At 71.5% G+C, this 25,913-nt stretch carries 24 protein-coding genes, 1 rRNA gene and 1 riboswitch; of the genes, 6 read left to right on the top strand and 19 right to left on the bottom strand.

The genetic code is table 11. The features are described 5' to 3' along the window. Window positions 1–64: 64 nt before the first annotated feature. From AC07GB_RS19380 to AC07GB_RS19370, 3 genes are all read right to left on the bottom strand, one after another. On the bottom strand, window positions 65–1,030 hold the full coding sequence (locus AC07GB_RS19380; protein WP_478846954.1) for a DMT family transporter: 966 nt from the start codon (window positions 1,028–1,030) through the stop codon (window positions 65–67). Window positions 1,031–1,308: 278 nt separating this feature from the next. Next, a complete protein-coding gene (locus tag AC07GB_RS19375; protein ID WP_478846952.1) occupies window positions 1,309–2,328 on the bottom strand; it encodes an EamA family transporter in 1,020 nt (339 codons plus the stop codon). A 102-nt stretch (window positions 2,329–2,430) separates the two neighbouring features. Beyond that, window positions 2,431–2,973 (bottom strand): Clp protease N-terminal domain-containing protein, encoded by a 543-nt coding sequence (locus tag AC07GB_RS19370; RefSeq protein ID WP_478846950.1) that lies wholly within the window; start codon window positions 2,971–2,973, stop codon window positions 2,431–2,433. A gap of 198 nt (window positions 2,974–3,171) precedes the next feature. On the opposite strand from AC07GB_RS19370, the gene AC07GB_RS19365 reads away from it, so the two are divergent. Beyond that, window positions 3,172–3,360 carry a hypothetical protein gene (locus AC07GB_RS19365; protein WP_478846948.1) on the top strand — a complete coding sequence of 63 codons (189 nt, stop codon included), beginning with the start codon at window positions 3,172–3,174 and terminating at the stop codon, window positions 3,358–3,360. Window positions 3,361–3,421: 61 nt separating this feature from the next. Here the strand turns inward: AC07GB_RS19365 and AC07GB_RS19360 are convergent, their stop codons facing one another. After that, complete coding sequence (locus AC07GB_RS19360) at window positions 3,422–4,225, bottom strand: putative protein N(5)-glutamine methyltransferase (protein WP_478846946.1); 804 nt, start codon at window positions 4,223–4,225, stop codon at window positions 3,422–3,424. A gap of 188 nt (window positions 4,226–4,413) precedes the next feature. On the opposite strand from AC07GB_RS19360, the gene AC07GB_RS19355 reads away from it, so the two are divergent. Continuing rightward, the gene (locus AC07GB_RS19355) at window positions 4,414–4,842 is read left to right on the top strand and encodes a type II toxin-antitoxin system Rv0910 family toxin (RefSeq protein WP_478846944.1); all 429 of its coding nucleotides are present in this window, start codon (window positions 4,414–4,416) and stop codon (window positions 4,840–4,842) included. Between the two features lie 117 nt (window positions 4,843–4,959). Here the strand turns inward: AC07GB_RS19355 and AC07GB_RS19350 are convergent, their stop codons facing one another. After that, on the bottom strand, window positions 4,960–5,604 hold the full coding sequence (locus AC07GB_RS19350) for a PadR family transcriptional regulator (RefSeq protein ID WP_478846942.1): 645 nt from the start codon (window positions 5,602–5,604) through the stop codon (window positions 4,960–4,962). 274 nt (window positions 5,605–5,878) lie between these two features. Between AC07GB_RS19350 and AC07GB_RS19345 the strand changes: the two genes are divergently transcribed. Continuing rightward, complete coding sequence (locus AC07GB_RS19345) at window positions 5,879–6,706, top strand: PhzF family phenazine biosynthesis protein (RefSeq protein ID WP_478846940.1); 828 nt, start codon at window positions 5,879–5,881, stop codon at window positions 6,704–6,706. 59 nt (window positions 6,707–6,765) lie between these two features. Here the strand turns inward: AC07GB_RS19345 and AC07GB_RS19340 are convergent, their stop codons facing one another. Further along, window positions 6,766–7,566, bottom strand: a complete 801-nt coding sequence (locus AC07GB_RS19340; protein WP_478846938.1) for a CPBP family intramembrane glutamic endopeptidase — start codon at window positions 7,564–7,566, stop codon at window positions 6,766–6,768. 219 nt (window positions 7,567–7,785) lie between these two features. After that, on the bottom strand, window positions 7,786–9,306 hold the full coding sequence (locus AC07GB_RS19335; RefSeq protein WP_478846936.1) for a glutamate-cysteine ligase family protein: 1,521 nt from the start codon (window positions 9,304–9,306) through the stop codon (window positions 7,786–7,788). Window positions 9,307–9,807: 501 nt separating this feature from the next. Between AC07GB_RS19335 and AC07GB_RS19330 the strand changes: the two genes are divergently transcribed. Both AC07GB_RS19330 and AC07GB_RS19325 read left to right on the top strand, forming a co-directional pair. Next, entirely contained in the window at window positions 9,808–10,404 is a 597-nt protein-coding gene (locus tag AC07GB_RS19330) for a hypothetical protein (RefSeq protein ID WP_478846934.1), read from the top strand. A gap of 331 nt (window positions 10,405–10,735) precedes the next feature. Continuing rightward, entirely contained in the window at window positions 10,736–10,942 is a 207-nt protein-coding gene (locus AC07GB_RS19325; protein ID WP_478846932.1) for a DUF5999 family protein, read from the top strand. Between the two features lie 129 nt (window positions 10,943–11,071). Here the strand turns inward: AC07GB_RS19325 and gcvP are convergent, their stop codons facing one another. Beyond that, window positions 11,072–13,960, bottom strand: a complete 2,889-nt coding sequence (gene gcvP, locus AC07GB_RS19320; RefSeq protein WP_478846930.1) for an aminomethyl-transferring glycine dehydrogenase — start codon at window positions 13,958–13,960, stop codon at window positions 11,072–11,074. 186 nt (window positions 13,961–14,146) lie between these two features. Next, a riboswitch (glycine riboswitch) is annotated at window positions 14,147–14,244 on the bottom strand. 135 nt (window positions 14,245–14,379) lie between these two features. Between gcvP and AC07GB_RS19315 the strand changes: the two genes are divergently transcribed. Then, window positions 14,380–14,751: a PRC-barrel domain-containing protein gene (locus AC07GB_RS19315; RefSeq protein WP_478846928.1), complete on the top strand. Its 372-nt coding sequence runs from the start codon at window positions 14,380–14,382 to the stop codon at window positions 14,749–14,751. Window positions 14,752–15,252: 501 nt separating this feature from the next. On the opposite strand, the gene AC07GB_RS19310 is transcribed toward AC07GB_RS19315, so the two are convergent. The 11 genes from AC07GB_RS19310 to rrf form a co-directional block, all read right to left on the bottom strand. Next, window positions 15,253–16,686: a DNA polymerase IV gene (locus AC07GB_RS19310; RefSeq protein WP_478846926.1), complete on the bottom strand. Its 1,434-nt coding sequence runs from the start codon at window positions 16,684–16,686 to the stop codon at window positions 15,253–15,255. 172 nt (window positions 16,687–16,858) lie between these two features. Continuing rightward, window positions 16,859–17,497: a MerR family transcriptional regulator gene (locus AC07GB_RS19305; RefSeq protein WP_478846924.1), complete on the bottom strand. Its 639-nt coding sequence runs from the start codon at window positions 17,495–17,497 to the stop codon at window positions 16,859–16,861. Between the two features lie 260 nt (window positions 17,498–17,757). Next, window positions 17,758–18,231, bottom strand: a complete 474-nt coding sequence (locus AC07GB_RS19300) for a bifunctional nuclease family protein (RefSeq protein ID WP_028797289.1) — start codon at window positions 18,229–18,231, stop codon at window positions 17,758–17,760. Window positions 18,232–18,284: 53 nt separating this feature from the next. Continuing rightward, on the bottom strand, window positions 18,285–19,028 hold the full coding sequence (gene ftsR / locus AC07GB_RS19295; protein WP_478846922.1) for a transcriptional regulator FtsR: 744 nt from the start codon (window positions 19,026–19,028) through the stop codon (window positions 18,285–18,287). A gap of 42 nt (window positions 19,029–19,070) precedes the next feature. After that, on the bottom strand, window positions 19,071–20,018 hold the full coding sequence (locus tag AC07GB_RS19290) for an FHA domain-containing protein (RefSeq protein ID WP_478847297.1): 948 nt from the start codon (window positions 20,016–20,018) through the stop codon (window positions 19,071–19,073). Window positions 20,019–20,100: 82 nt separating this feature from the next. After that, a complete protein-coding gene (locus AC07GB_RS19285) occupies window positions 20,101–20,961 on the bottom strand; it encodes a DUF881 domain-containing protein (RefSeq protein WP_478846920.1) in 861 nt (286 codons plus the stop codon). Between the two features lie 5 nt (window positions 20,962–20,966). Next, complete coding sequence (locus AC07GB_RS19280) at window positions 20,967–21,299, bottom strand: small basic family protein (RefSeq protein ID WP_003988855.1); 333 nt, start codon at window positions 21,297–21,299, stop codon at window positions 20,967–20,969. Further along, window positions 21,296–22,195 (bottom strand): DUF881 domain-containing protein, encoded by a 900-nt coding sequence (locus AC07GB_RS19275; protein WP_478846918.1) that lies wholly within the window; start codon window positions 22,193–22,195, stop codon window positions 21,296–21,298. Before AC07GB_RS19275 ends, AC07GB_RS19280 begins: the two co-directional genes overlap by 4 nt. An 89-nt stretch (window positions 22,196–22,284) precedes the next feature. After that, window positions 22,285–24,780 carry a sugar phosphate nucleotidyltransferase gene (locus AC07GB_RS19270; protein WP_478846916.1) on the bottom strand — a complete coding sequence of 832 codons (2,496 nt, stop codon included), beginning with the start codon at window positions 24,778–24,780 and terminating at the stop codon, window positions 22,285–22,287. 113 nt (window positions 24,781–24,893) lie between these two features. Next, window positions 24,894–25,502, bottom strand: coding sequence for a cardiolipin synthase ClsA (gene clsA, locus AC07GB_RS19265; protein ID WP_478846915.1), 609 nt, complete (start codon window positions 25,500–25,502; stop codon window positions 24,894–24,896). Window positions 25,503–25,653: 151 nt separating this feature from the next. Beyond that, a 5S ribosomal RNA gene (gene rrf, locus AC07GB_RS19260) occupies window positions 25,654–25,770 on the bottom strand. Window positions 25,771–25,913 lie beyond the last annotated feature (143 nt).

The following is a 25,913-nucleotide window of genomic DNA, read 5'->3' as shown; positions in this document are numbered from 1 at the left end:
CCCGCCGGGTCCGGTGGGCGGGGTGCACCCGAGGCGCCCCTCCCACCGGACGCGTGCTGAGCCGTCACCTCCGCGCGGCGCGCGCCTCCGCCGTGGCCAGGCCCGTGACGGCCGTGAGCATCAGCAGGGTGCCCGCGACGGTGGCGGCGTTCAGCTCCTCACCGAGCAGCGTGACGGCGATGACCGCCGCGCTCACCGGCTCCAGGAGCATGACGACGGAGACGGTCGCGGAGCGGACGACGGCGGCCCCGGCGAAGTACAGCGCGTACGCGAGGGCCGTCGGCACGGCGGCGATGTACAGCAGGCAGCCGAGCACGCGGGCGGCGTCGGCGGTGTGCGGCCACAGCCCCTCGGCCACGGCGAACGGCAGCAGACACAGCGACACCACCGCGAACGACCACACCGTGGTGCCGGCCGCGTCGGCCTCACCGTCCCGCCCCCACCACCGGGTCAGGAGCGTCATGACGGCGTACCCGGCGGCGGAAGCGAGCGCGAGGACGACACCCCACGGGCGTACGGCCGACTCGCCGCCGCCCACGAACAGGACACCGAGCCCGGCGAGCGCGCCGCCCACCGCGCACACGCCGCCGAGACCGAGCCGCTCCCCCATGGTCAGGCGGGCGCCGAGCGCGATGAGCACGGGACCGGCCCCGAGCGTGACGACGGTGCCGACCGCGAGCCCGGTGGCCTCGACGGCGGCGAAGTACGCGGTCTGGAACACCGTCAGGGCCACACCGATCGCGCACACGCGCAAGGCCCTGCGGCCCGGGGGCACCCGCACCGGCGTGCGCGCACCCCCGCGCGGCCGCACCAGGCGCGCGGCGAGCAGCAGCACGAACCCTCCGACGCAGCGCCAGAAGGACAGAGTGACGGGCCCCATGCCGCCGGCCGAGAAGACCAGCGTGGCGGCGGCACCGGCGGTGCCCCAGGCGGCTCCGGCGACGCTCAGACAGACGAGGCCGCGCCCCACGGAAAGCCGGGGCAGGGCGGTAGGGGTTACGGGGGTCGCGTCCGGGGACGCGGGGGACATGCTGGACACGCTCGACACGTGGAATCTCCGCAGCGGATCGAGAAGGAGACCGCGTCACGGCCGTGCGTGGCCACGAAAAGTGCCCGCAGGCACAGGCTCTGAGAGCGCCGCCCGGAAGGGGCGGCGTCCCGCACGGGCCGCGAGGACGCGGGTCTGGGACTGGCGTCTGCGGGCAGCACCGTTCAGCCCGGCCGACGGCCGGGTGTGATCCGTGAAGGGCCCGCGCTCAGGCGGCCGGAGGCGGAAGAACGAGTGCGCGTGCGTGCATGATCAGCACCCTATGCGGCGGTCCCGTCCGGGGACAACCGCTGTTCGGATTCCGGGACGCCGCCCGCGACCCCGTCCGGCGACGGCCGCACGGGCGCCGACGACTGGGCGATGAACGCGCCCACGAGGACGAGCGCGCCCCCGGCGAGCTGGGGCGCCGAGAGCCGCTCCCCCAGCAGGACCCAGGCGAGCACCGTGGCGACGACCGCTTCGAGGCAGGCCACGACGCCCGCGACCGCCGGTGAGAGGCGGCGTACCGAAAGGACCCCGGTGACGTACGCGACGACCGTGGCGAGCAGCACGATCCAGCCGATGAGCACCCAGGCGGGCACGCGGGAGCCGTCCATGTCGGCGGCGCGGGCGAGCACGCCCCAGTCCATGCCCCAGGGGCGTGCGATCACGGTGAGCACGGCCGCACCGACGAGCAGTCCGTACGCGATGACGCCGAGCGGGTCCGGGGCGTCGTCGCCCGCGTCGCCGCCCTGGTCGGACAGGACGAAGTAGCCGACCTGGCAGCAGGCGGCCCCGAGCGCGAGCAGGACTCCGACCGCGTCGAAGCTCAGTCCCGCCCAGATCTCGACGACGCAGGCGAGCCCGCCGACGGCGAGCACCACGCCGAGCGCCGCCGCCCGTGTCACGGGCCTGCGCTGCACGCACCGCACCCAGCCCAGGACGAGCGCGGGCGCGAGGTACTCCAGGAGCAGCGCGACGCCCACCGGGATGCGAGAGATCGAGGCGAAGTAGCAGGCCTGCACACCGGCGACGGCGAGCAGCCCGAACCCGGCGAGCAGCGCGGGCCTGCGCCGCACGAGCGCCCGGTGCCGCCAGGCCACGGGCAGCATCACGAGCGCGGCGCCCGCGACCCGCAGCCACACCACGTGCAGCGCGTCGAGCCCCGCCTCGATCAGCGGTTTGGCCGCGACCCCGGAGCCGCCGAAGGCGACCGCCGACACCAGGGCTAGGCCGAGGCCGAGCCCTCTGCCGCCGCCCGCCGTCCCCCGGAGCTTCTTCTGAGTCCCACGCACCGGCACATGATGGCAGCCGGGGTCATGAGCGTCACCCCTGATGACCACTGTCTTGAGCTGCGGACACCACCGCGCGGCACGCGCCGTCCGGGGCCGGCGTGCGGGCCGTCACCGGGCCGGCTCAGGCTCCGCGTCGCCGTCGCTCTCGAGCCGGGCGAGCAGCACGTCGGCGTCGACGCCCGCGCGCCGCAGCACCTCGACGGCCCGGCTCTCCCGGTCCGCGGCGAGGGCGGCGAGCAGGTCCACGCCGTGCGCCTGGGCCTCTCCGCGCAGCAGGGCACGCTCGTGGGCCGCCTCCATGACTCCGGCGGCGGCGGGCGAGAGGACCGTTTCCTTGGCGGACGGCACGACCGGCACGGCCCCGGAGTCCTCGACGGTGCCCTGCCACTGGAGGCCGTAGCCGATGCTGCGCTGGACGAGATAGCCGAGCAGCCGCGCGAGCTGCGGGCCGCCGTCGAAGGCCGCGCGCACCTGCGGCTCGTACTCAAGCAGCGAGTGCAGCAGATGGGCCGTGTCGACCTGTCGGTCGCCGTCCCGTACGGCCCGCCTGCGCGCACCGGACAGCACCGAGGCCAGCGCCGCGCTCAGGCTGGGATCGACGTCGGTTCGGGTCGGGCCGGGTTCGGCGCCCTGGGGGGTACGGCTTTGCACACCTCCCACCCCATCAGCCCCCTCAGCTCCCCGCATCGGCGGCGGGAAGCATTTCCGCGTCCCGCACAAGTTGGGCACTGCCGGGCGGGTTGTCCTCCTTACGGATGACTTTCGGCGGTTTTCGCAGGTGGGGCGTGCGCCCCGATGCTTCACGCCGGGTGCGCAACCACTTCGCTCCGGCGCTCGTCTGTCTGTGGCATGGAGAGCAGGTGCTGGTTGGTCACCCTGCCAGCGGTCGACGGCCGACTGTACGTGTACCGCGTGTACGCGCCGGAGGACGCCCTGCCCGCCGATCTGTTCTGGGAAGCGTGGCACTGCCACGACGAGGGCCCCTTCCCCCGGGCCTTCGACCTCTTCGACGCGGCGGAGATACAGCGCGTCGGCTGACCCCCGTGCCGGGTCGGTCCGGCGCCTTCGGCCGCGCCGGACCGACCCGGCAACGGGCCCCCTACGCGGGGCGCTGCCCGGTCACCACCGTCGCGTACAGCTCGTCGTCCGTGACGACGCGCGGCACGAGGCCCGCGTCCGTGACGGCCGCGACCGCCGCGGTCACCTGCCGCTCGCTCGTCTCGAACAGCAGCCGTCCGCCCGGCGCCAGCCAGCGCCGCGCGTTGGCCGTCACCCGCCGCAGCACGTCGAGCCCGTCGGCGCCGCCGTCGAGGGCGACACGCGCCTCGTGCTCGCGGGCCTCGACGGGCAGCAGCGCCACCTCGCCGGAGGGGACGTACGGCACGTTGGCCAGCAGGACGTCGGCCCGGCCGCGGAGCGCCGCGGGCAGGGCCGCGTACAGATCGCCCTCGTACACCCGGCCTCCGGCGGTGCTCACATTGCGGCGCGCGCAGGCCACGGCCGCCGGGTCGATGTCGGCGGCGTGCAGCTCGGCGCGGCCGAGCGCGGCGGCGACCGCCGCTCCCAGAGCACCGGATCCGCAGCACAGGTCGACGACGACGGCACCGGGTGCCGCGTGCGCGGCCGCCTCGCGCACGAGGGCCTCGGTGCGGCGACGCGGCACGAAGACCCCGGCGTCGACGGCGATCCGCAGGCCCGCGAACTCGGCCCAGCCCACGACGTGTTCCAGCGGAAGCCCGCTCGCCCGCCGCGCCACCATCGCGTCCAGCTCCTCGGAGGTCGCGGCGGCGGCCGCGAGCAGCTCCGCCTCCTCCTCGGCGAACACGCAACCCGCCGCGCGCAGCCGCGCCACGACGGCGGCGGAGGCCGGGGGGTGGGCGGCGGAGTGGGCGGGAGCGGGCATGGAGGGGCCTTCCGGCAGTACGGAGTTCCGGCGGTACGACGTACCAGCGGTACGGAGGAAGGAAACCAGCCTATCCGGCTACCCCGAGCGGCCAGTTCGGCCGTCTTGAATGTTGGGGACCCTGGGGCTACTTTCCGCGACACCGTCGCTGCGCCCGCCGCAGCGCCCGACGAGAAGGGGTGGTCGCCGTGCCCGAAGTCAGCGCGGAAGCACGGATCGAGGCACCAGCGGAGAAGGTCTGGGCACAGCTATCCGATCTGTCCCAGTACGGAAAGTGGAACGTGACGCACACCGGTTTCCCCCAAGGCCCGCCCGCCTCGCTGGAAGTGGGCGGAACGTTCACGGAGACCATGAAGCTGATGGGCTTCCCCGCCGAGGTCGCCTGGACGGTCGTGGACCTGGAGGCCGGCCGTACCTTCGCGATCAAGGGCAAGGGCCCGATGGGCGTGACGGTCGGCACCCGCTACACGGTGGTGCCGGACGGCGAGGCGACGACGGTGCGCGCCAACGGAGAGTTCAGCGGCGCGACGGTCTCGATGATGGCGGGCAAGCTCAAGGACTCGGTGACGGCGGCGCTCAACGAGTCCCTGCGGAAGCTGGGTGACCTGGTGGAGTGAGCGCGCCCCTCGTGCCGCACACGGCCCGCGCCGGCCGGAGCGCGCACGGGGAAGGCGCCCCGCACCTGTCGTGCGGGGCGCCTCGACGGCCGCGCTGAGGGCGCGGTCCTGGCTGCCTCAGTCCTCATCGGCGAGGATCAGGTACAGCTTCTTGCGGGCGTCGTTGATGACGGTCAGCGCCTTCTCGCGCTGCTCCTTGGAGCCGGTCTTCCAGACCTGGCCGAACGCCTCCATCAGGCCGAAACCGGCCTGCCGGATCTCGCCGAGGACCTCCCAGTCGACCCCGCGCCCGGCCTCTTCCCAGGGCGCGTCCGCACCCTCGTCGGCCGCGGCGCGGCCGGACTCGGTGAGCGAGAAGAGCTTCTTGCCGCCCTCGCTCTCGCTGACGATCAGGCCCTCGTCCTCCAGGAGCTGGAGGGTCGGATAGACGGAGCCGGGGCTGGGCTTCCACGCCCCGCCGCTGCGCTCGGCGATCTCCTGGATCATCTCGTAGCCGTGCATCGGCCGGTCCTTCAGCAGGGCCAGGATGGACGCCCGGACGTCGCCGCGCCGGGCACGGCCGCGCGGACCGCCCCGCCCACCGCGTCCGCCCCAGGGGCCGGGGCCGCCGAAGCCGGGCCCGAAGGGGCCGAACGCGCCGCGCCGCCCCTCGAAGCCGCCGCCGAAGCCGCCGCTGAAGCCGCCGCGCCCCTCGGGGCCGGGGCCGTAGGGGCCGCGCCCGCGACCGCGCTGGTGCTCGTGTTCATAACCGTGGGAACGCATGTCGAATCATCCCTTTTCGTTGATCGTTCGCCGCACTTCTCGTGCCGGCGTCGTTCGCTCGTCGATCAGCGACACCACCGAACAGTGCCATCGCTGATCAGTCGCGATGTCTCAACGATATATCGGAACTGTTCGGCTGACAACCCCAGGACGCCATGCCCCTCCCGAAGCACCCCGCCTCATGACCAAAAACCCACCCCGCGCCACCAATCAGGTCCAGTTCCAGTGAATTGGCCTTGTCCAAGGGCAGGTGTGGCCCCCTAGCGTCGCCCTCATGACGACATCCCCACGGAAGCGCATCCGCATCGTCGACGCCTTCGCCGAGCGTCCCTTCACCGGCAACCCCGCCGGGGTCCTGCTGCTCGACGCGTTCCCGGACGACATCTGGCTCCAGCACGTGGCCGCCGAGGTCAACCACGCCGAGACCGCCTTCGCCCACCCGCTGCCCCCGGGCGGCGAAGCGGACTGGGCACTGCGCTGGTTCACGCCCGCCACCGAGGTCGACCTGTGCGGCCACGCCACCCTGGCCCTCGCCCACGTCCTGCGCACCACGGGCACCGCCGAGGGGACGGTGCGGTTCGCCACCCGGGCCGGGGTGCTCGTCTCCACCGCCCACGCGGACGGCACCATCACGCTCGACTTCCCGACCGCCCCGCTCACCGCGACCCCCGCCCCCGCCGGCATCGCCGAAGCGCTCGGCGCCGAGCCGCTCTCGGTGTACGACGCGGGCCCGCACACCGGTGACCTGCTGGTCGAACTGGCCGACGAGAAGACGGTCCGCGCGCTCACCCCCGACCACCGGGCCCTGGCCCTTCACTCCGAGCGGGGCATCATCGCGACCGCGCTCGCCGAGGACCCGGCCCGCGGCTACGACTTCGTCTCGCGCGGCTTCTTCCCGCGCGTGGGCATCGACGAGGACCCGGTCACGGGCAGCGCGCACACCGCCCTCGCGCCCTTCTGGTCCGCGCGCCTCGGCCGCACCGAGCTGACGGGACTTCAGGCCTCACCCCGATCCGGCCTGGTGCGCACCGAGCTGCGCGGCGACCGCACCCTGCTGACCGGCCACGCGGTCACCATCATCGAGGGCGACCTGCTGGCCTGACGCACGTGCGCCCGCCGCGTCGGATCACGCGGCGGGCGCACGACGAAGCAAGAGGCACCTCACGCGGTGGGCAGCCACCCCACCTTCCCGGCGAGCAGCGCGTATCCGACGAACGCCCCGATGTCCAGCAGCGAGTGCGCCACCACCAGCGGCCCGACCCGGCCCCACCTGCGGTAGAGCAGGACGAAGACCACGCCCATCGCCATGTTGCCGACGAACCCGCCGATGCCCTGGTACAGGTGGTACGAGCCGCGAAGGACCGAACTCGCCGCGAGAGCGGCCATCGGCGACCACCCCAACTGGTCGAGCCTGCGCAGCAGATAGCCGACGACGATGACTTCCTCGAGGATCGAGTTCTGGAGCGCCGACAGGACGAGCACCGGATACTTCCACCACACGTCCGGCAGGTCCTCCGGCACCACCGTCAGATTGAAGCCGAGGCCTCGGGCCGCCAGGTAGAAGGCGATGCCCGTGGAGCCGATGACCGCGGCGACAGCCGCGCCCCGCCCGAGGTCGGGCCACGGCCGCGTCCGGTCGAACCCGAGCGCGCGCAGACCCGAACCCTCCCGCAGCAGGAAGTGGGCCACCAGGGCGACCGGCACCAGGGCGGTCGTGATGCCGAACAGCTGCCACGCGAGGTCCAGCCAGGGCCGCCCCGGAGCTGCCGATGAGTTGAGGGTCGCCGCCTGGTCCTTGAGCCCGCCCGGCTTGGTGACCGAGCCGATGAAGCTGATGAGCGCGGACACACCGCTGGCGCCGAGCGAGAGGGCGAGGACGAGCAGCGTCTCGTCGCGCAAGATCCGCCGCGAGGGCTTCGCCTCGGGAAGGACACCAGCCGTCGGCCCCGGCTCCGCTCGCACTTCTGCCTCCACTGCGTGATCCCGCCTCGTCGCTCACCGCGCCGCGCCCTCGCACCGATCGGTACGAGGGCCGCGCCTGGGTCGTCAAGCTTGCCCGATGCCCGCCGACGGCGGTCGGCCGACCCGCGCTCACGAGATCACGCACGCCACGGCGCGCGGACACGCGGGGCCCCGTGCGCCGGGGCCCCGTCCGCGCCGACCGCGATCCGTACCCGGGCCTCACCGCACCGGCAGCGCCGGCTCCGGAAGCCCCACAGGCCAGGTGTGCACCGGCTCCCCCGCGTGCATCAGCTCGCAGTACCGGCGCGTGGTGGCCGCGAGGGCGGCCTCGCGCTCCAGGCCGCGCTCCAGGGCCCGGTGGTAGGTCGCCGCCTGCCAGGACGCGCCGTTGACCCGCCGCCTGCACCGCTCCTCGATCACGCCCAGGTACAGATCGCGGTCGGCGGGCTCCACGCCCCACGCGTCGAGCCCGGCCCCGGCCAGCGGCAGCAGCTCGTCACGTACGAGATCGACGGCGGTCACCCGCGCGAGACCGCCGTGCCGCCCGCGCCGCGGCCACTCGAGCGAGGCCTCGATGCCGTGGCGACAGGCCGCGTCGAAGTTCCGGACGGCCGTCTCGAAGGGCAGCCTGCTCCACACCGGCCGCGCCTCCTCGGCGAGCGCGCGCACCACGCCGTAGTAGAAGGCGACGTTGGCGATGACGTCCGTGACGGTCGGACCCGCCGGCAGCACCCGGTTCTCCACGCGCAGGTGCGGCACGCCGTCGGCGATGCCGTACACGGGCCGGTTCCAGCGGTACACCGTGCCGTTGTGCAGCGTCAGTTCGGCCAGCTGCGGCACCCCGCCGTCGTCGAGCACGCGCTGCGGGTCCTCGTGGTCGCACAGCGGGATCAGCGCCGGGAAGTAGCGCAGGTTCTCCTCGAAGAGGTCGTACGCGCTGCTGATCCAGCGCTCCCCGAACCAGCTGCGCGGCCGCACGCCCTGCGCCTGGAGTTCGGGCGGCCGCGTGTCCGTGGACTGGAGGAACAGCGGTGGCCGCGACTCGCGCCACAGCTCGCGCCCGAACAGGAACGGCGCGTTGGCACCCACCGCGACCTGGGCCGCCGCGATCGACTGCGCCGCGTTCCACACGTCGGCGAACTTGCCCGGCGTGACCTGGAGGTGCAGCTGCACCGACGTGCACGCGGCCTCGGGCGCGATGGACGCCGACGAACACCGCAGCCGCTCCACGCCCTCGATGTCCAGGGCGAAGTGCTCGCCGCGGGCCGCCACCATCTGGTCGTTGAGCAGCGCGTAGCGGTCGTCGTCGGAGAGGTTCGCGGACACCAGGTCCTCGCGGCTCAAGGTCGGCAGAATGCCGATCATCACGATGCCCGCGTCCACCTCGTTCGCTTTGCGGTGGGCATACGCGAGAGCCGTGCGCAACTCCTCGGCGAGCTGATCGAGAACACGGCCGCCGAGCCGGTGCGGGGCGATGTTCACTTCCAGATTGAACATTCCGAGTTCCGTCTGGAAATCGCGGCTCGCGATACGCCTGAGAACTTCCGTATTCATCATCCTCGGCGTGCCGTCGGGCCCCGCGAGATTCAGCTCTATCTCCAGGCCCAGGAGGTTCTTGGGCCGGTCGAAGCGCCGCTCGTCGAGCATCCGCGCGAGCGCGTCGAGGCACTGCCGGTGCTTGATCCGGTACAGCTGGCGATCGGACAGGTCGTACGATCCCGCCTCGACCTTTTCCCCCATCGAAGCGTCCCTCCTCCGGATGGGCAGCCACCAACCCGGCCGCTGTGTACGGGGGATGATGCCCCGACGATGTGATCCGTAACGCCCCACGAACGACCCCGGACCGGTAGGCTCCAGAATGTGCCGTGCGGCACATTCACCAGGCAAGGGACGCGACGCCGCTTTCCCTTCCTCCGGTTGTGGTGAAAAAACCGACGAGAATCAGCCGACCGCAACCGCGAGAAATCACGAGGTCAAACGCCCGGACGCGATCCGGAATCAGGAGAAATCCCCCAGAAGTGCGACCGAATGACGACTTGCCCGGCATATGAGGGACAGCTAGCCGAAACGCTTCCTGAACGCGTGTCGTATAAACTCCCGGATTGAGGCAGAGAGTCGGCGCTCGCGGTCCCCCGTCCCCCGGGGCCCCTGCCCCCGCCCCCTCTGGCCCCGAGCAGACAGCGCCGTCCGCACCTGCCCCCCGCTCCACTTGTGCCTGTCGAATGAGAGAGGCGACCCACCATGCCGCTGCATGTCCCCCCGGCTCCCGCGCCCGCACTGCGCAGCGTCCTCGCGGCCCTCAGCTCTCCCACCGCCGTCCGTGAGGCCCGTACGCCGTCCCTGCGCACCGCCCAAGGCCCCGTGAGCCCGGCCGTCCCGCTGCCCGTGCACGAACTGGACCACGCGGCGGCGGGGCCCGCACCGGTGACCGGAGCGGCCACGAAGCTCACCGGCTGGCGCTTCCTGATCCGCTGCGGCGAGCGCTCGGTGGCCGCGGCGGAGACGATGCTCACGCCCGACGGCTGGACGTTCTCGCACTTCTGCGAGGGTCCGTACATCGCGTCGGCCGAGCGCGCGCTGCGTCACGCCGAGGCCATGCCGCAGCCGTACCAGCCGCGCCTGCTGTCCGTACCGGAGCTGTACATGCTCACCCTGTGGCTGCACGCCGACCGCGCCGCGGACGCCGCCCGCGGCCCGCTCGCCCCCACCGACCTCCTGGTGCCGCTCGCCCCCGCGCCGCCCGGCATCGCCGCCCACCGGCCGCATCGCGCCGCCGACCTCCTGCCGGTCCTCACCCACCGGCTGACCCCGGCCCCGCTGCTCGGCTCGCCCGCCTGAGCCACGGCGCGATTCCGCTTCCGTGCCCCGCCGCCCCTCGGGCCGCGGGGCACGCCCCTGCCCGGAATGCCCATCCGGACTAGCCCACTTCGGCCACGCCGAACCACCCGAAGGGACAGGGGAGTTGGGCTGAACCGTCCGGGCGGGTGATACGTCCTTAAGGCAGTAGGGAGCGCTGCCGCAAAATCCCTGCGGAATCACGTCCGTAGGGCAACACTGGACTGGACCGACCAACCAACGGGGGAACGGGGGCGGCATGACCACCGCATCGAGCGCATCGAGCCGCAGCACAGACGCGACAACCACCACTTCGCAGCGAAAGAACCCTTCCATGTGCCAGCACCAACCGTCGTGCCCGACAGCCGAATCCGCCGACCGGGAGGCCGCGCTCCTCATCGCGCACCACCCGGAGCAGGGCTGGAGCCTGCTGTGCAACGGGGTCCTGCTCTTCGAGGACACCGGTGAGCTGCTGCCGAACGGCGAGATCATCGCGCCGCACCGGCCGCTGGGCACCAATCAGGTGATGACGGCCGCCTGAGCCGTCCGCACGGAAGCGGCGTACCACAGACAGTCCAGAAAGAACCAGGGCCGGCCCGGAAGACGCGAAGTCCTCCGCACCGGCCCTGACTTGTGCCCGGGTCGCACGGCCCGCCACCCGGGCCGCGGATCAGTCCTCGTACGCGTCCAGCGGCGGGCAGGAGCAGACCAGGTTGCGGTCGCCGTACGCCTGGTCGATGCGGCGCACCGGCGGCCAGTACTTGTCCGCGGCCGACACGCCCGCGGGGAAGACGGCCTCGGCGCGGCTGTAGCCGTGCTCCCAGTCGTCGCCGAGGGCGGCGGCCGTGTGCGGCGCGTTCCGCAGCGGGTTGTCCTCGGCGGTCCACTCACCGCTCGCGACCTTCTCGATCTCCCCGCGGATGGCGATCATCGCCTCGCAGAACCGGTCGATCTCGGCCAGGTCCTCGCTCTCCGTCGGCTCGATCATGAGCGTGCCGGCGACCGGGAAGGACATGGTCGGCGCGTGGAAGCCGTAGTCGATGAGCCGCTTGGCGATGTCGTCCACGCTCACGCCCGTGGCCTTGCTCAGCGGCCGCAGGTCGATGATGCACTCGTGCGCGACCAGGCCGCCCGGACCGGTGTAGAGCACCGGGTAGTGCGGCTCCAGGCGCTTGGCGATGTAGTTCGCCGAGAGCACGGCCACCTGGGTGGCACGCTTGAGGCCCTCGCCGCCCATGAGTCGTACGTACGACCAGGAGATCGGCAGGATGCCGGCCGAGCCCCACGGCGCGGCGGAGATCGGGCCGACACCCGTCTCGGGGCCCGCGGCGGGCTGCAACGGGTGGTTCGGCAGGTACGGCGCGAGGTGCTCGCGCACCGCGACCGGGCCGACGCCCGGGCCGCCGCCGCCGTGCGGGATGCAGAAGGTCTTGTGCAGGTTCAGGTGCGAGACGTCGCCGCCGAAGTGACCCGGCTTGGCGAGGCCCACCAGGGCGTTGAGGTTGGCGCCGTCGACGTACACCTGACCGCCCGCCTCGTGCACGGCCGCGCAGATGTCGGCGACGTGCTCCTCGAACACGCCGTGCGTGGACGGGTAGGTGATCATCAGGACGGCCAGCTCGTCGCGGTGCTTCCCGATCTTGGCGCGCAGGTCCTCGACGTCGATCTCGCCGTCGTCGGCCGTCTTCACCACGACGACCTTCATCCCGGCCATGACGGCGCTCGCGGCGTTGGTGCCGTGCGCGGAGGACGGGATGAGGCAGACGGTGCGCTGGTCGTCGCCGTTCGCGCGGTGATAGCCCCGCACCGCGAGCAGACCGGCCAGCTCGCCCTGGGAGCCGGCGTTCGGCTGGAGGGAGACCTTGTCGTAGCCGGTGACCTCGGCGAGACGTTCCTCCAGCTCGCGGATCAGGGTCAGATAGCCCTGCGCCTGCTGGGCGGGCGCGAAGGGGTGCAGCTGCCCGAACTCCGGCCAGGTGACGGGCTCCATCTCCGTGGTCGCGTTGAGCTTCATCGTGCAGGAGCCGAGCGGGATCATGCCGCGGTCCAGCGCGTAGTCGCGGTCGGCGAGCCGGCGCAGGTAGCGCAGCATCGCGGTCTCGGAGCGGTGCTGGTGGAAGACCGGGTGGGTCAGGTACTCGTCGGTGCGCAGCAGGCCCGCGGGCAGGGTGTCCTCGACGCTCGCGTCCAGCGCCTCCACGTCGGCCTCGACGCCGAACGCCGTCCACAGCGCGGACAGCTGCGCGCGCGTGGTGGTCTCGTCGCAGGCGAACGACACGTGGTCGGCGTCGACCGGGTGGATGTTGACCCCGCCCTCGCGCGCCGCGGCGACCACGTCGGCGGCCTTGCCGGGCACGCGCGCGGTCAGCGTGTCGAAGTACGCGCCGTGCACGATCTCCACGCCGCCGGCCTTGAGGCCCTCGGCGAGCAGCGTGGCGTAGCGGTGGGTGCGCCGGGCGATCGTCCTGAGGCCCTCGGGGCCGTGGTAGACCGCGTACATCCCCGCCATGACGGCGAGCAGCACCTGGGCGGTACAGATGTTGCTGGTCGCCTTCTCGCGGCGGATGTGCTGCTCGCGGGTCTGGAGGGCGAGGCGGTAGGCCTTGTTGCCGTCGGCGTCGACGGACACGCCGACCAGGCGTCCGGGCAGGTTGCGGGCGAACTTCTCGTGCACCGCCATGTAGCCCGCGTGCGGGCCGCCGAAGCCCATCGGCACGCCGAAGCGCTGCGTGGTGCCGACGGCGATGTCGGCGCCCAGCTCGCCGGGCGAGGTGAGCAGCGTGAGCGCGAGCAGGTCGGCGGCCACGGTGACGATCGCGCCCAGGCCGTGGGCCTGCTCGATGACCGGCTTGAGGTCACGCACGGCACCGGAGGCGCCCGGGTACTGGACCAGCACGCCGTTGATCTCGCGCTCGGCGAGGTCGGCGGGGATGCCGTCGCCGAGGTCCGTGACGACGACCTCGACGCCGGCCGGCTCGGCCCGGGTCTGGATCACGGCGATGGTCTGCGGCAGCACGTCGGCGTCGACGACGAACACGCCGTTCTTGACCTTGCCGACGCGCCGGGAGAGGGCCATGGCCTCGGCGGCCGCGGTGCCCTCGTCGAGCAGCGAGGCGCCGGAGGTGGGCAGGCCCGTCAGGTCGGCGACGACGGTCTGGAAGTTGAGGAGCGCCTCCAGGCGACCCTGGGAGATCTCCGGCTGGTACGGCGTGTACGCCGTGTACCAGGAGGGGTTCTCCATCACGTTCCGCAGGATCACGGGCGGCGTGAACGTGCCGTAGTAGCCGAGCCCGATCATCGAGTCGAGCACCTGGTTGCGGTCCGCCAGGGAGCGCAGCTCGGCCAGGACCTCGGCCTCCGTACGCGCGCCGGGCAGCTCCAGGGCCTCGGCGTTCTTGATCACATCCGGCACGGCGGCGGCCGTCAGCTCGTCGAGGGAGCCGTACCCGACCTGGGCGAGCATCTTGGCGCGGGCTTCTGCATCGGGCCCTATGTGCCGCTGCTCGAAGGGGATTCCCTGCTCGAGCTGCGTGAGCGGAGTGCGAGGGGTGGCTGTCATTGCGGAGGCCTCCTGGTCTGACGCGACCTGCGAGGGGCACCACGGCGCGGGTACCCGGACGGCCTCCCCCTCTGTCATCTCAACCTGAGAGCTTCACAGCTCCGCCGGGGCGGCTCTGCTTTCACCGTCGGTGAGGAAGGGATCCGGACGTGCCCGCCCGACGCCCGCCCTGCTTTCCAGAGTGGCCTCGTCCGTGCGGTACAGGGGCCTGAGAGATTCCGGGGAGGAGTTGCTCCTTCGGCGCCTCCGGTGCTGCCACCGAAGAGCTCTCCCGCACGGGGTCAACAGCCGCTTGCCAGCCTACCAGCGCGGTCCGTGGCCGATCCCTCGAGTGGCCGCCCGCCCCGATGTGCTCTTTCGTAGGAATGACGACCGAAAAACGGATGAGCCCGGATGACTTGCGACCAATTGGAGGGAACGTGCAGACGGATATCGATCCCCGCAATCTGATCGGCCGCAAGGCGTTCGACCGCGACGGCACCAAGATCGGCACGGTCGACGAGATCTATCTCGACGACGCCACGGGCGCCCCGGAGTGGGCGGCCATACGCACCGGTCTGTTCAGCCGTGACGCGTTCGTCCCGCTGGAACCCAGCGAGCTGGTCAGGGACGGCACCCTGCGCGTCCCCTTCGAGCGCGCCCTGATCAAGGACGCCCCCGACTTCGGCGTCGGCCGCCACCTCTCCCCCGAGCAGGAACTCCAGCTCTACCGCCACTACGGCCTGGACGTGACACCACCCCCGGCGCCCGACCACGACTTCGGCCATAGGGCGGACGAGCCGGGCGCCTGACCCCCGCTCGGCCCCCACGGCGAACGATCCGACACCACGACTTCGCCTCCCGGCGGACGGGCCGGGCACTTGACCACGACTTCGCCTCCCGGCGGACGGGCCGGCCACTTGACCACGACTTCGCCTCCGGCGCAGACGAGCCGCGCCGCCGACAACCGCTTCGACCCCAGGGCGGACGAGCCGGGCGCCTGACCACTGCTCCGCCCCCACGGCGAACGAGCCGGGTACCTGACCACGGCTTCACCCCCGGCGCAGACGAGCCGCGCCCCCGACAACCGCTTCGACCCCAGGGCGGACAAGCCGGGCGCCTGACCACGGCTTCACCCCCACGGCGAACGAGCCGCGCACCCGGCCACCGCTTCGCCCCCCGGCGGACGGGCCGGGCACCTGACCACTGCTCCGCCCCCACAGCGGACGAGCCGCGCACCCGAGCACGACCTCAGCCACACGCCGGACGAGCCGAGCACCCGGCCCCCGCCCCACGGGGGACACGCGGGCCGCCTACCCAGCGCCTTCCGCCATCGGCAGCGCCCCCTCGCCCACCGCCGCCACCAAGGGCAGCGGATCCGAAGGCTCCAGCTCCGGGTCGTCCGTACGGAACGTCCGCACCCGCCCCGGCGCCGAACCCGGGGTCTCGAACCGCACGGTCACCCGCCCCAGGCCACTGCCCTGCACCCATCCGGGTCCGTACACCGCGTGCCGCACGTCGTGCCCCGCGGGCCACCGCCGCTCGGCGGGCACCACCGGCTCCCCGGCCGCTCCGTCGGCGCCGGGGCCGCCCTCCTCGGCCCCGGCGCCCACCGGGACCGCTGCGGCTTCCCCGTCCTCCGCCCCAGGCACCTGGGACTCGGCCCGCAGCACGGCGTGGGCCTGCGCGAACAGGTCCTCTTGCGTGAAGTCCGCCAGACCGCTCACGCCCACGCCGAGGAGCCGTACCCCGCCCGTGGTGTCCACGGACTCCAGGAGTCGCGCCGCCGCCTCCCGCACCACGGCAGGGTCGTCCGTGGGCCCCCGGAGCGTCTCGGAGCGCGTCAGCGTCGAGAAGTCGAACCTCCGCACCTTCAGGACGATGGTCCGCCCGGAGTGCCCGGCCGCCCGCAACCGCTGCACACACCGATCCGCGAGCCGCGCCACCTCCATCCGCACCCGGACGCGGTCGTGGATGTCCACGTCGTACGTGTCCTCGACGCTGACCGACTTCGTGTCCCGCTCGGCCACCACGGGCCGCTCGTCCCGGGCCAGCGCCATCGCGTACAGCGCCCCGCCGTGGGCCTTGCCCAGGAGCCGCACCAGCTCGTCCTCCCCGGCCTCGGCCAGTTCCTCCACCGTGGTGATCCCCGCCCGTCGCAGATGGTCCCCGGTCGCGGGGCCCACGCCGGGCAGCACCCGCACGGCCATCGGCCCGAGCAGCGCCCGCTCCGTGCCGGCCGCTATCAGCACGAGCCCGTCGGGCTTGGCCTGCTCGGAGGCGATCTTCGCCACCATCTTGGAGACGGCCAGGCCCACGGACCCGGTGAGCCCGGTCACCCGCAGGATGTCCGCGCGCAGCCGCTCCCCCACGGCCCGCGCGGACACGGCGTCGTCCGCGACGCCGCCCGCCTCCAGGTCCACGAAGGCCTCGTCCAGGCTGAGCGGCTCCACGAGCGGCGACAGCTGCCGGAGCAGCCCCATGACCTGCTCGCTGATCTCCCGGTACAGGCCGAAGCGGGGCACCAGATACGCGGCGTTCGGCGCGAGGCGCCGCGCCTGCCCCATCGGCATCGCCGAATGCACTCCGAACCGCCGGGCCTCGTAGGACGCGGTCGCCACCACACCGCGCGGCCCCAGGCCACCGACCACGACGGCCTTGCCGCGCAGGCTCGGCTTCGCGGCCTGCTCGGCGGACGCGTAGAAGGCATCCATGTCCAGATGCAGGATCGTCGGCGCGGTTCTCACGCCTCTGATGCTGCCCTACGCCACTGACAACGCCCGCGACCAGTGGCCGCGGGCGAAGACCGGCGAGGCGGCGCGGAGGGGCGCCCCCAAAGGGCGCGTACGGGCCTGTGCGCGCCCGTAGGCGCACGGGAGGGGCGCTGGGCGCCGGGGCCTCCGCTCGCCCCTCAGAGCCTCACACAGCGCGATTGCGGCGCTGCGCCAGCTCGTCCCCCGGGTGGTTCCCGACGAGGGTCTCCCCCGTGTCGACGCGCTCGCCGTGCAGCTGCGACAGGGCCGCCTCGACGTCACGCCAGACGACACCGACGGCGATCCCGAAGACGCCCTGACCGCCCTGGAGCAGCTCGTGGACCTCACCGGGCGACGTGCACTCGTACACCGTCGCGCCGTCGCTCATCAGCGTCGTGCGCTCAAGGTCACGGAAGCCGCTGTCCCGCAGGTGCTGCACCGTGGTGCGGATGTTCTGCAACGAGACACCCGTGTCGAGGAAGCGCTTCACGATCTTCAGGACGACCACGTCCCGGAAGCTGTAGAGCCGCTGGGTCCCGGAGCCGCCCGCGGCGCGCACGCTGGGCTCGACGAGACCGGTGCGCGCCCAGTAGTCGAGCTGGCGGTAGGTGATGCCCGCAGCCGCGCACGCCGTCGGGCCCCGATAGCCGATCCGGTCCCGCTCGCCTTGCTGCGCCTGGCCTTCCGGTCCGGACGGGCCACCGCTACCGTGGACCGGCACCGGGCGCCTCAACGAGGGTTCGGCCGAGCCGCCGTGCAGCGGATAGGAACCGCCCACCGCTGTACCGTCGCCGCTGCTTCTCACGCCGACCTCCGTCCTTGACCTGCCTTCTCGACGGTAGGCAGTCGCCAGGGGCTCGTCAACGATCGCCACACTCGGCACGCCGAGTGATAATCACCCTGCGAGTGGTTTCCCGTCCCACACTGCGGGGAAAGGCTAGCCGAATGCTCCGGAGCGGGCCCCTCGGCCGCCCCTCGCGGGGTCTCTCGGCCGCCCGCCCGCCACCGGCGGCAGCTGGCCCACTCTGCGGACCGTGCCCCCTGCACGCAGCGGACCGCGACCTGTCACTGGCTGCTGGTGCCGAAGTCCTCGGGCGAGATCTGGTCGAGGAACTCGCGGAACTTCTCCACCTCGTCCTCCTGCTCGTCAGGGATCGCGATCCCCGCGTCGTCGAGCACACCGTCACTGCCGAAGATCGGCGTCCCGGTGCGCAGGGCCAGCGCTATGGCGTCCGAGGGACGGGCGCTCACCTCGACTCCACTGGCGAAGACCAGCTCGGCGTAGAACACGCCTTCCCTGAGGTCGGTGATGCGCACTTCGGTGAGCTCCTGACCGACGGCTTCCAGCACGTCCTTGAACAGGTCGTGGGTCAGCGGCCGCGCGGGGGCCATGCCCTGCTGTGCGAAGGCGATGGCGGTCGCCTCCCCTGGTCCGATCCAGATGGGGAGGTACCGGTCGCCTCCCACTTCACGCAGGAGCACGATCGGCTGGTTGGAGGGCATTTCGACCCGGACACCTACGACGTCGAGCTCGTTCACACAGCAACCCTAGGACGTGCCCGGCGGGTTTGGGTAGTCGGGCACCCGTCGAGTCAGCGCTCCCGCACGCCGAGCGCACTGTGCACGAGTGCCGCGTGCAGCCGTCCCGCGAGTCCCGCCAGCTCTTTCGTACGCGCTTGCGCGTGCGCCCTGGTCTGCGGATTGCGGTGCCTGCGCAGCGGCGCCACGACCTGGTCCACCAGCGCCGCGTCCCGCTCCGCCGCGGCCTTCATGGCACGCAGATGACGCGGCTCGATACCAAACCGCCCCAGCTCGACGACCAGCGCGGCCACGGTCACGGCGTCCGCGTCATAGCTGCCGTCCGGCAACGCGGTGATCAGGCCGTACGACTCCCACTCGGCCAGTTGCCCCTCGTCGGCCTCCACGGCGGCGAGCAGGGCTTCGCGCCCCACCCGGGCGGCGGTGCGCTCGTCCTCCGCCGCGGCCTCGCCGTCCTCGGCCCCGTCGCGCTGCTGCCCCACGGAGGGCAGCGTGACCTGCTCGCCCCGCTCCACCGCATCCAGGTGCTCGCGGATGACCTTCAGGGGCAGATAGTGGTCACGCTGCATCCGCAGGACGTGCGCCAGCCGCTCGACGTCCTCGGGGCTGAACTTGCGGTATCCGGACGGCGTGCGCTGCGGTTCGATGAGGCCCTCGGACTCCAAGAACCTGATCTTGGAGATGGTGACCTCGGGAAATTCGTCACGCAGCACGTTCAGCACGGCGCCGATGCTCATCAGCCGGTGTTCCGCAGCGGCGGTGCCGTGACCGGCACCGCCCCTCGGTGTGTGCAGCATGGACCTTCCTCAAGCTTCCCCCGGACCGTGTCCGGGGGCGGGTCAGATGCCCCGCTGGCTCGCGTAGAAGACCAGCCGGTACTTGCCGATCTGCACCTCGTCGCCGTTGGACAGCGCGACGGAGTCGATCCGCTCCCGGTTCACGTACGTGCCGTTGAGGCTGCCGACATCGGCGACGGTGAAGCTGCCGTCCGCGGCGCGACGGAACTCCACGTGGCGGCGCGACACGGTCACGTCGTCCAGGAAGATGTCGCTCTGCGGGTGGCGGCCCGCCGTCGTCAGGTCGCCGTCGAGCAGGAAGCGGCTGCCCGAGTTCGGCCCGCGCCGGACCACGAGCAGGGCCGACCCGAGCGGCAGCGCGTCCACGGCCGCCTGGGCCTCGGGCGACAGCGCCGGGGACGCCGTCTGGCCCGTGACCTCGGCGTCATAGGCCTCGAGACCGGAGATGGAGATCGTCGAAGTGGTTTCGGACGGGCGCTCGCTCACCACTCCGGGCCGCAGCGGCGCACCGCAGTTGGAACAGAACCGGCTCGCCTGCGCATTGCGGTTACCGCACCTCTGACACACCAGGGCCGACATGGACGGATCCTCCTGCCGCGGCTGCCCCGCTGGGGCGTGGGACGCGTACGGGTCGGAAAACCCTCCACCCGTACCTGAGGTCGACGGATCCCCGAAACCTATGCGGCCGGAAGTAGCAGGGTCAACAGACGACGCGCCCTGTCCGCCCGAATTGTCACCACCCGGACCAGCCACCTGGTCCCGGAACAGCGGGCGCTCGCCCACCTGGGTCTCCGGCACGTCTCCCTGGCGCGGCGCACGATGACGCGCGTCCTCACGCGCACTCTTGCCGAACAACTTCGCAAACAACTTCACGGGCGATTCCCCTTGACCGAAACAGACCCGCCCGTGGGGCAGGACGAACCCTGACTGCACACACCGGCGTGCATCGCCAACACGGACATCCTCACAACGTCCGTATCCGCCAAACAGTTTCCACCACGCACCCCGTCCCGGGTGCGCCGACCCCCCGCAACCTCATGCCCTGGACCAAAGGCCCGCATGCGCCCCCGCCTCACTGGGAGGACGACCGAGCGTAGTCAGGCCGCTTCGCCGGTCGCAAGGCGTCCACGACGATCTTCTCCGTACGTGCGACAGCGACCGTGGCCTGCTCCTTCTCCAGAGTCTGCACCACCCCTCCCGGGATGTTCAGCGCGGGCTCCAGGTCCTGGGGCTTGCCGATGACCTTGAAGCGGTAGGGCTTGGCGACCTTCCGGCCGTCCACGCGCACACCGCCTCCCGCCGCGTCCGACAGATGGGTGCCGGCCACCACCCGTACGTCATTGACCTGGATGGCCTCCGCGCCCGCGGCGCGCAGCTCCTGGATGGCGTCGAGCAGCATGTGTGCCTCCACCGTCCCCTTCTTGTCGTCGATCGTCAGCGTGATGCCCGGCCCCTGCGCGGCGACCGTGCCCGCCAGGATGCCGAGTTGCCGTTCCCTCTCGGCGGTCTGCTTGCGCGCCTCCTCGGCCTGGTCCGAGCTGCTCTCAAGACCCGTGCGCTGTTCTTCGAGGCGTCGCTTCTCATCTTCCAGACGCTGAGTACGGTCATCCAGTTCATCGAGGATGCGCACAAGATCTTCTTGTCGCGCTCCGCGCAGCGCGTCGCTGCTGTCGTTGGTGGACCGCACCTGGATGGCCAGGCCCAGGCCGAGGACGAAGAGCAGCAGGGCCACGATGAGTTGAGCACGTGTCAGGCGCGGGGGCCACAGCCCCTGCACGAGCCGCTGGCGGCCGGTCAGCGGCGCGGGCCCCACCGCGCCGCCCGCAGCCTCGCTCCCGGCCCTCCCGGGCGTCACCGGAACCTCGGGGGGCAGTTCCCTGCGCCGGCCGTCACCGGGCGTGTCGTCCCCGTTCACGGGGCTCGTCGAGCTCATCGGCATCACGCCCGGAAGACATGCCGGCGGATGGCCGCGGCGTTGGAGAAGATGCGGATCCCGAGGACCACGACGACGCCCGTCGACAGCTGGGCACCCACGCCCAGCTTGTCGCCCAGGAAGACGATCAGCGCGGCCACCACCACGTTGGACAGGAACGACACCACGAAGACCTTGTCGTCGAAGATCCCGTCGAGCATCGCCCGCAGGCCTCCGAACACCGCGTCGAGCGCCGCCACCACGGCGATCGGAAGATAAGGCTCCACCACCGCGGGAACCTCGGGCCGGACCAGCAATCCGGCCACGACTCCCACGACGAGGCCCAATACGGCGATCACGTTGTGCCCTTTCCTGCCTTCGGCTCTGCTGTACGTACGGTCACACTGGGGGCTGCCGGCAGCCGGAGGTCGTCGGCCACGGAGATGTTGGTCCGGATGCCGAAGTTCTCCTGCAGAGCATGCAGATACTGACCGTCGGGGCTGTTCTGGAACCTGGTGCTCAGTCGTTGCCCCTGGCCCACCGCCAGCACCGTATACGGAGGCACCAGCGGCTTGTTGTCGACCAGTATCGCGTCACCGGCCGCCCTGATCGCCGACAGCGCGGTCAGCCGCTGGTCGTTGATGGCGATCGCCTCGGCGCCGGACTGCCACAGACCGTTGACGACGCGCTGCATGTCGCGGTCACGCACCCGGCCGGTGTCGGAGAACCCGGCGCTGTCACGGGGCCCGCCACCACCCTGGTCGGCCTGCTTCTTGTCGTTGACGACGAGCCGGACACCGGGCCCGCGCACGGGCGTGGCGCCGGACAGCAGCGACACCAACTCGGCCCGACCGCCGCCGTGTTTCCGCAGCGCGGCACGCTGCCGCGCGCTCACGTCGCCACGCAGGTCGTCGACCTCGTCCTCCAGCTCGTCCGCGTCCGCCGTCGCCGACTCGACCCGGTCGATCAGCTCGGCGCGCTCCTTGGCGAGCACGGGGGCCGCTATGCGCGCCTGGGCGGCTCCGACGGTCACGACGAGCGCGGCCAGGACGAGACCCGCCGCGAGGCCCAGCTTCGCCCGGAGAGTCTTCGGCACTCCTCCTGCGCCGGTTTCCCTCTTGCGGGCGGCGGCCTCGGCGTATCCCTCGTCCAGGCTGTGGTCCATGACGGTGGTGAGCAGCGACATGGAAGCGTCCGGGCGCGAGGGTCGCGAGACGGTGCTCCGAACGGGGGGCTGCTGCGGCATGCCGCACATCGTCGCACGTCGCGGGCGCTACCTCCGAATGGCCCCACCGGTGTGCCGGACAGCACCACTTACGGGTGCTGCCCGGCACACCCGCGCGCTCAGCGCCCGGCGCCGTCCACGACCGCCGACCACTCGTCAAGCAGAGCTTGAGCCGAAGCGTCGTCGGGTCCTTCGGCCCACAGGTGCGTGACCGCTTCCGCGGGGTCGGGCAGCACGAGCACCCAGCGCCCGTCCGCCTCCACGACCCGTACGCCGTCGGTGGTGTCCACGGAACGGTCGCCCGCGGCCTCCACCACGCTGCGCATCACCAGGCCCTTGACCGCCCACGGCGTGGCGAGGTCGCGCCGCTGCACGTGCGCGCGCGGGATACGGGCGTCGATCTGGCTGAGAGTGAGCTGTGTGCGCGCCACCAGACCGATGAGCCGTACGAACGCCGCCGTGCCGTCGAACACGCTGCTGAACTCCGGCACGATGAAGCCGCCGCGCCCGTCACCACCGAAGATCGTCGAGTCGCCGCGGCCGACCCGCGTCAGGTCGTCCGGCGATGTGGTCGTCCAGTCGACCTGCGTGCCGTGGTACGCCGCGACCTGCTCGGCGATGCGCGTCGTCGTCACCGGCAGCGCCACGCGGCCGCTGCGCCGCTCCGCGGCCACCAGGTCAAGCATCACCAGGAGCGCCCGGTCGTCCTCGACGATCCGCCCCTTCTCGTCCACGAGCGAAAGGCGCTCGCCGACGGGGTCGAACCGCACGCCGAAGGCCGCGCGCGCGGACGCCACGATCTCGCCGAGCCGCACGAGCCCTGACCTGCGCGCGTCGGACGACTCGGTGGGCCGCGACTCGTCGAGCCCGGGGTTGATCGTCAGCGCGTCGACGCCGAGCTTGCCGAGCAGGCTGGGCAGGACGAGCCCGGCGCTGCCGTTGGACGCGTCGACGACGACCTTCAGCTCCGCCTCCGCGATGCCCGTCGTGTCCACGTTCCGCAGCAGCGACCCGGTGTACGAGTCGAAGACGCTGGACGGGAAGTGCAGGTCTCCGATCTCACCGGGGAACGCCCGCCGGTACTCCTGGCGCGCGTACACGCGGTCGAGCTTGCGTTGCTTGGCCTGGGAGAGGTCGGCCCCCTCCCCGTCGAAGAACATGATGTCGACGGAGTCCGGCACCCCCGTCGTCGTACGGATCATGATTCCGCCGGCGCTCCCCCGCGCCGTCTGCTGTCGCGCCACCGGCAGTGGCACGTTCTCCAGGTCCCGTACGTCGATGGCGCTGGCCTGTAGCGCGGAGATGACCGCCCGCTTGAGCGCCCGGGCGCCACGGGAGTGGTCACGGGCCGTGGTGACCGTCGAGCCCTTCTTCAGGGTCGTCGCGTACGCTCCGGCGAGCCGCACCGCGAGTTCCGGTGTGATCTCCACGTTCAGGATGCCGGAGACGCCACGGGCGCCGAAGAGGTGCGCCTGGCCGCGGGACTCCCAGATGACCGAGGTGTTGACGAAGGCGCCGGCTTCGATCGTCTTGAACGGATAGACCCGTACGTTCCCCTGGACGATCGACTCCTCACCGACGAGGCACTCGTCGCCGATGACGGCGCCGTCCTCGATGCGGGCGGACCGCATGATGTCGGTGTTCTTGCCGACGACGCAGCCGCGGAGATTGCTGTGCTGCCCGATGTACACGTTGTCGTGCACGACGGCCTTGTGCAGGAAGGCGCCGCTCTTCACGACGACGTTCGAGCCCACGACGGTGTGCTCGCGGATCTCGACGTCGGCCTCGATCTTCGCGTAGTCCCCGACGTACAGCGGGCCGCGCAGGACGGCGTCGGGGTGCACCTCGGCGCCTTCGGCGACCCAGACGCCGGGGGAGATCTCGAATCCGTCGAGTTCGACGTCGACCTTGCCTTCGAGGACGTCGGCCTGTGCCTTGACGTAGCTTTCGTGGGTGCCGACGTCTTCCCAGTAGCCCTCGGCGACGTAGCCGTAGACCGGCTTGCCTTCCTTCATGAGCTGCGGGAAGACGTCCCCGGACCAGTCGACGGGCACATCGGCCTCGACGTAGTCGAAGACCTCGGGCTCCATGACGTAGATGCCGGTGTTCACCGTGTCGGAGAAGACCTGGCCCCAGGTCGGCTTCTCCAGGAAGCGCTCGACCTTGCCGTCCTCGTCGACGATCGTGATGCCGAATTCCAGCGGATTGGGGACGCGCGTCAGACAGACGGTGACGAGCGCGCCCTTCTCCTTGTGAAAGCTGATCAGGTCAGTGAGGTCGAAGTCGGTCAGAGCGTCACCGGAGATGACGAGGAAGGCGTCGTCCTTCAGCGCTTCCTCGGCGTTCTTCACGCTGCCGGCGGTGCCGAGTGGCTTCTCCTCGTTGGCATAGGTCAGCTCCATTCCAAGCTCTTCACCGTCGCCGAAGTAGTTCTTGACGAGAGATGCCAGGAACTGCACTGTCACTACGGTCTCGGTGAGCCCGTGCCTTTTCAGCAGGCGCAGCACATGCTCCATGATCGGCCGGTTGGCCACCGGCAGGAGCGGCTTGGGCATGCTCGAGGTCATAGGGCGCAGGCGTGTGCCCTCGCCTCCGGCCATCACGACGGCCTTCATGTCGGAAACGTCCTCCTCGATAGGTGACGATCTAGCCGACTCAGCCCGCCGATATTGGCCCGTACAGGTCTCTTCGGGGCCCGCAAGCCGCTACCGCTGCCTTACCGGCGAGCTCAATCGGCCATGGCATCCGCCTTGACAAGTCGGCGGACTTGAACCACGTAGAGGATCCCTGCCCACCAGTACAGCGTTGTACCCCATCCTGCGAACGCCCATCCGAAAATACCAGCGAGCGTAGGGAACCAGCCACTTCCGTCGCTGAGGAGAAGCAGCGGAAAGGCGTACATCAGGTTGAAGGTGGCGGCCTTGCCCAGGAAGTTCACCTGCGGCGGCGGATAGCCGTGCCGTCTGAGGATCCCGACCATCACCAGCAGTACCAGCTCGCGCAGCAGCAGCACGGCGGTCAGCCACAGCGGGAGAATCTCCCGCCATGTCAGGCCCACCAGGGTCGACAGGATGTAGAGCCGGTCCGCGGCGGGGTCGAGGATCCGGCCGAGATTGCTGATCTGGTTCCACCGGCGGGCGAGCTTCCCGTCGAGGTAGTCGCTGACGCCGCTGAGCGCGAGCACGAGCAGCGCCCAACCGTCACTCTTCGGTCCGCCGAACTCCGGCCGGAGGATCAGCCACAGGAAGAGGGGCACGCCGACGAGACGCGCCATGCTGAGGATGTTGGGGATGGTGAGGACCCGGTCCGTCTGGACACGGGTCTCTTGGACCTCCACCCGGGGGCCTCCTGTGAACGAGCCGATGATGCCCCCAGACCTTACCGTCAGTCGCCGGGCGGCAGTGCAGAGGGGTGGCGCTGGCGGACAACGCAGAAAAGCCGTGTTCCCCGAGTCTTTCGACTCGGGGAACACGGCTTTTCTAAATTGAGTTCGGCGGCGTCCTACTCTCCCACAGGGTCCCCCCTGCAGTACCATCGGCGCTGAAAGGCTTAGCTTCCGGGTTCGGAATGTAACCGGGCGTTTCCCTCACGCTATGACCACCGAAACACTATGAAACTGTGAACTACCGCACCACACCCTACGAGTGTGGGGTTGTTCGTGGTTTCAGAACCAACACAGTGAACGCGAGCAACTGAGGACAAGCCCTCGGCCTATTAGTACCAGTCAACTCCACCCGTTACCAGGCTT

The organism is Streptomyces sp. NPDC045778, assembly GCF_056431945.1.
This window is presented reverse-complemented; position numbering and strand designations above follow the sequence as displayed.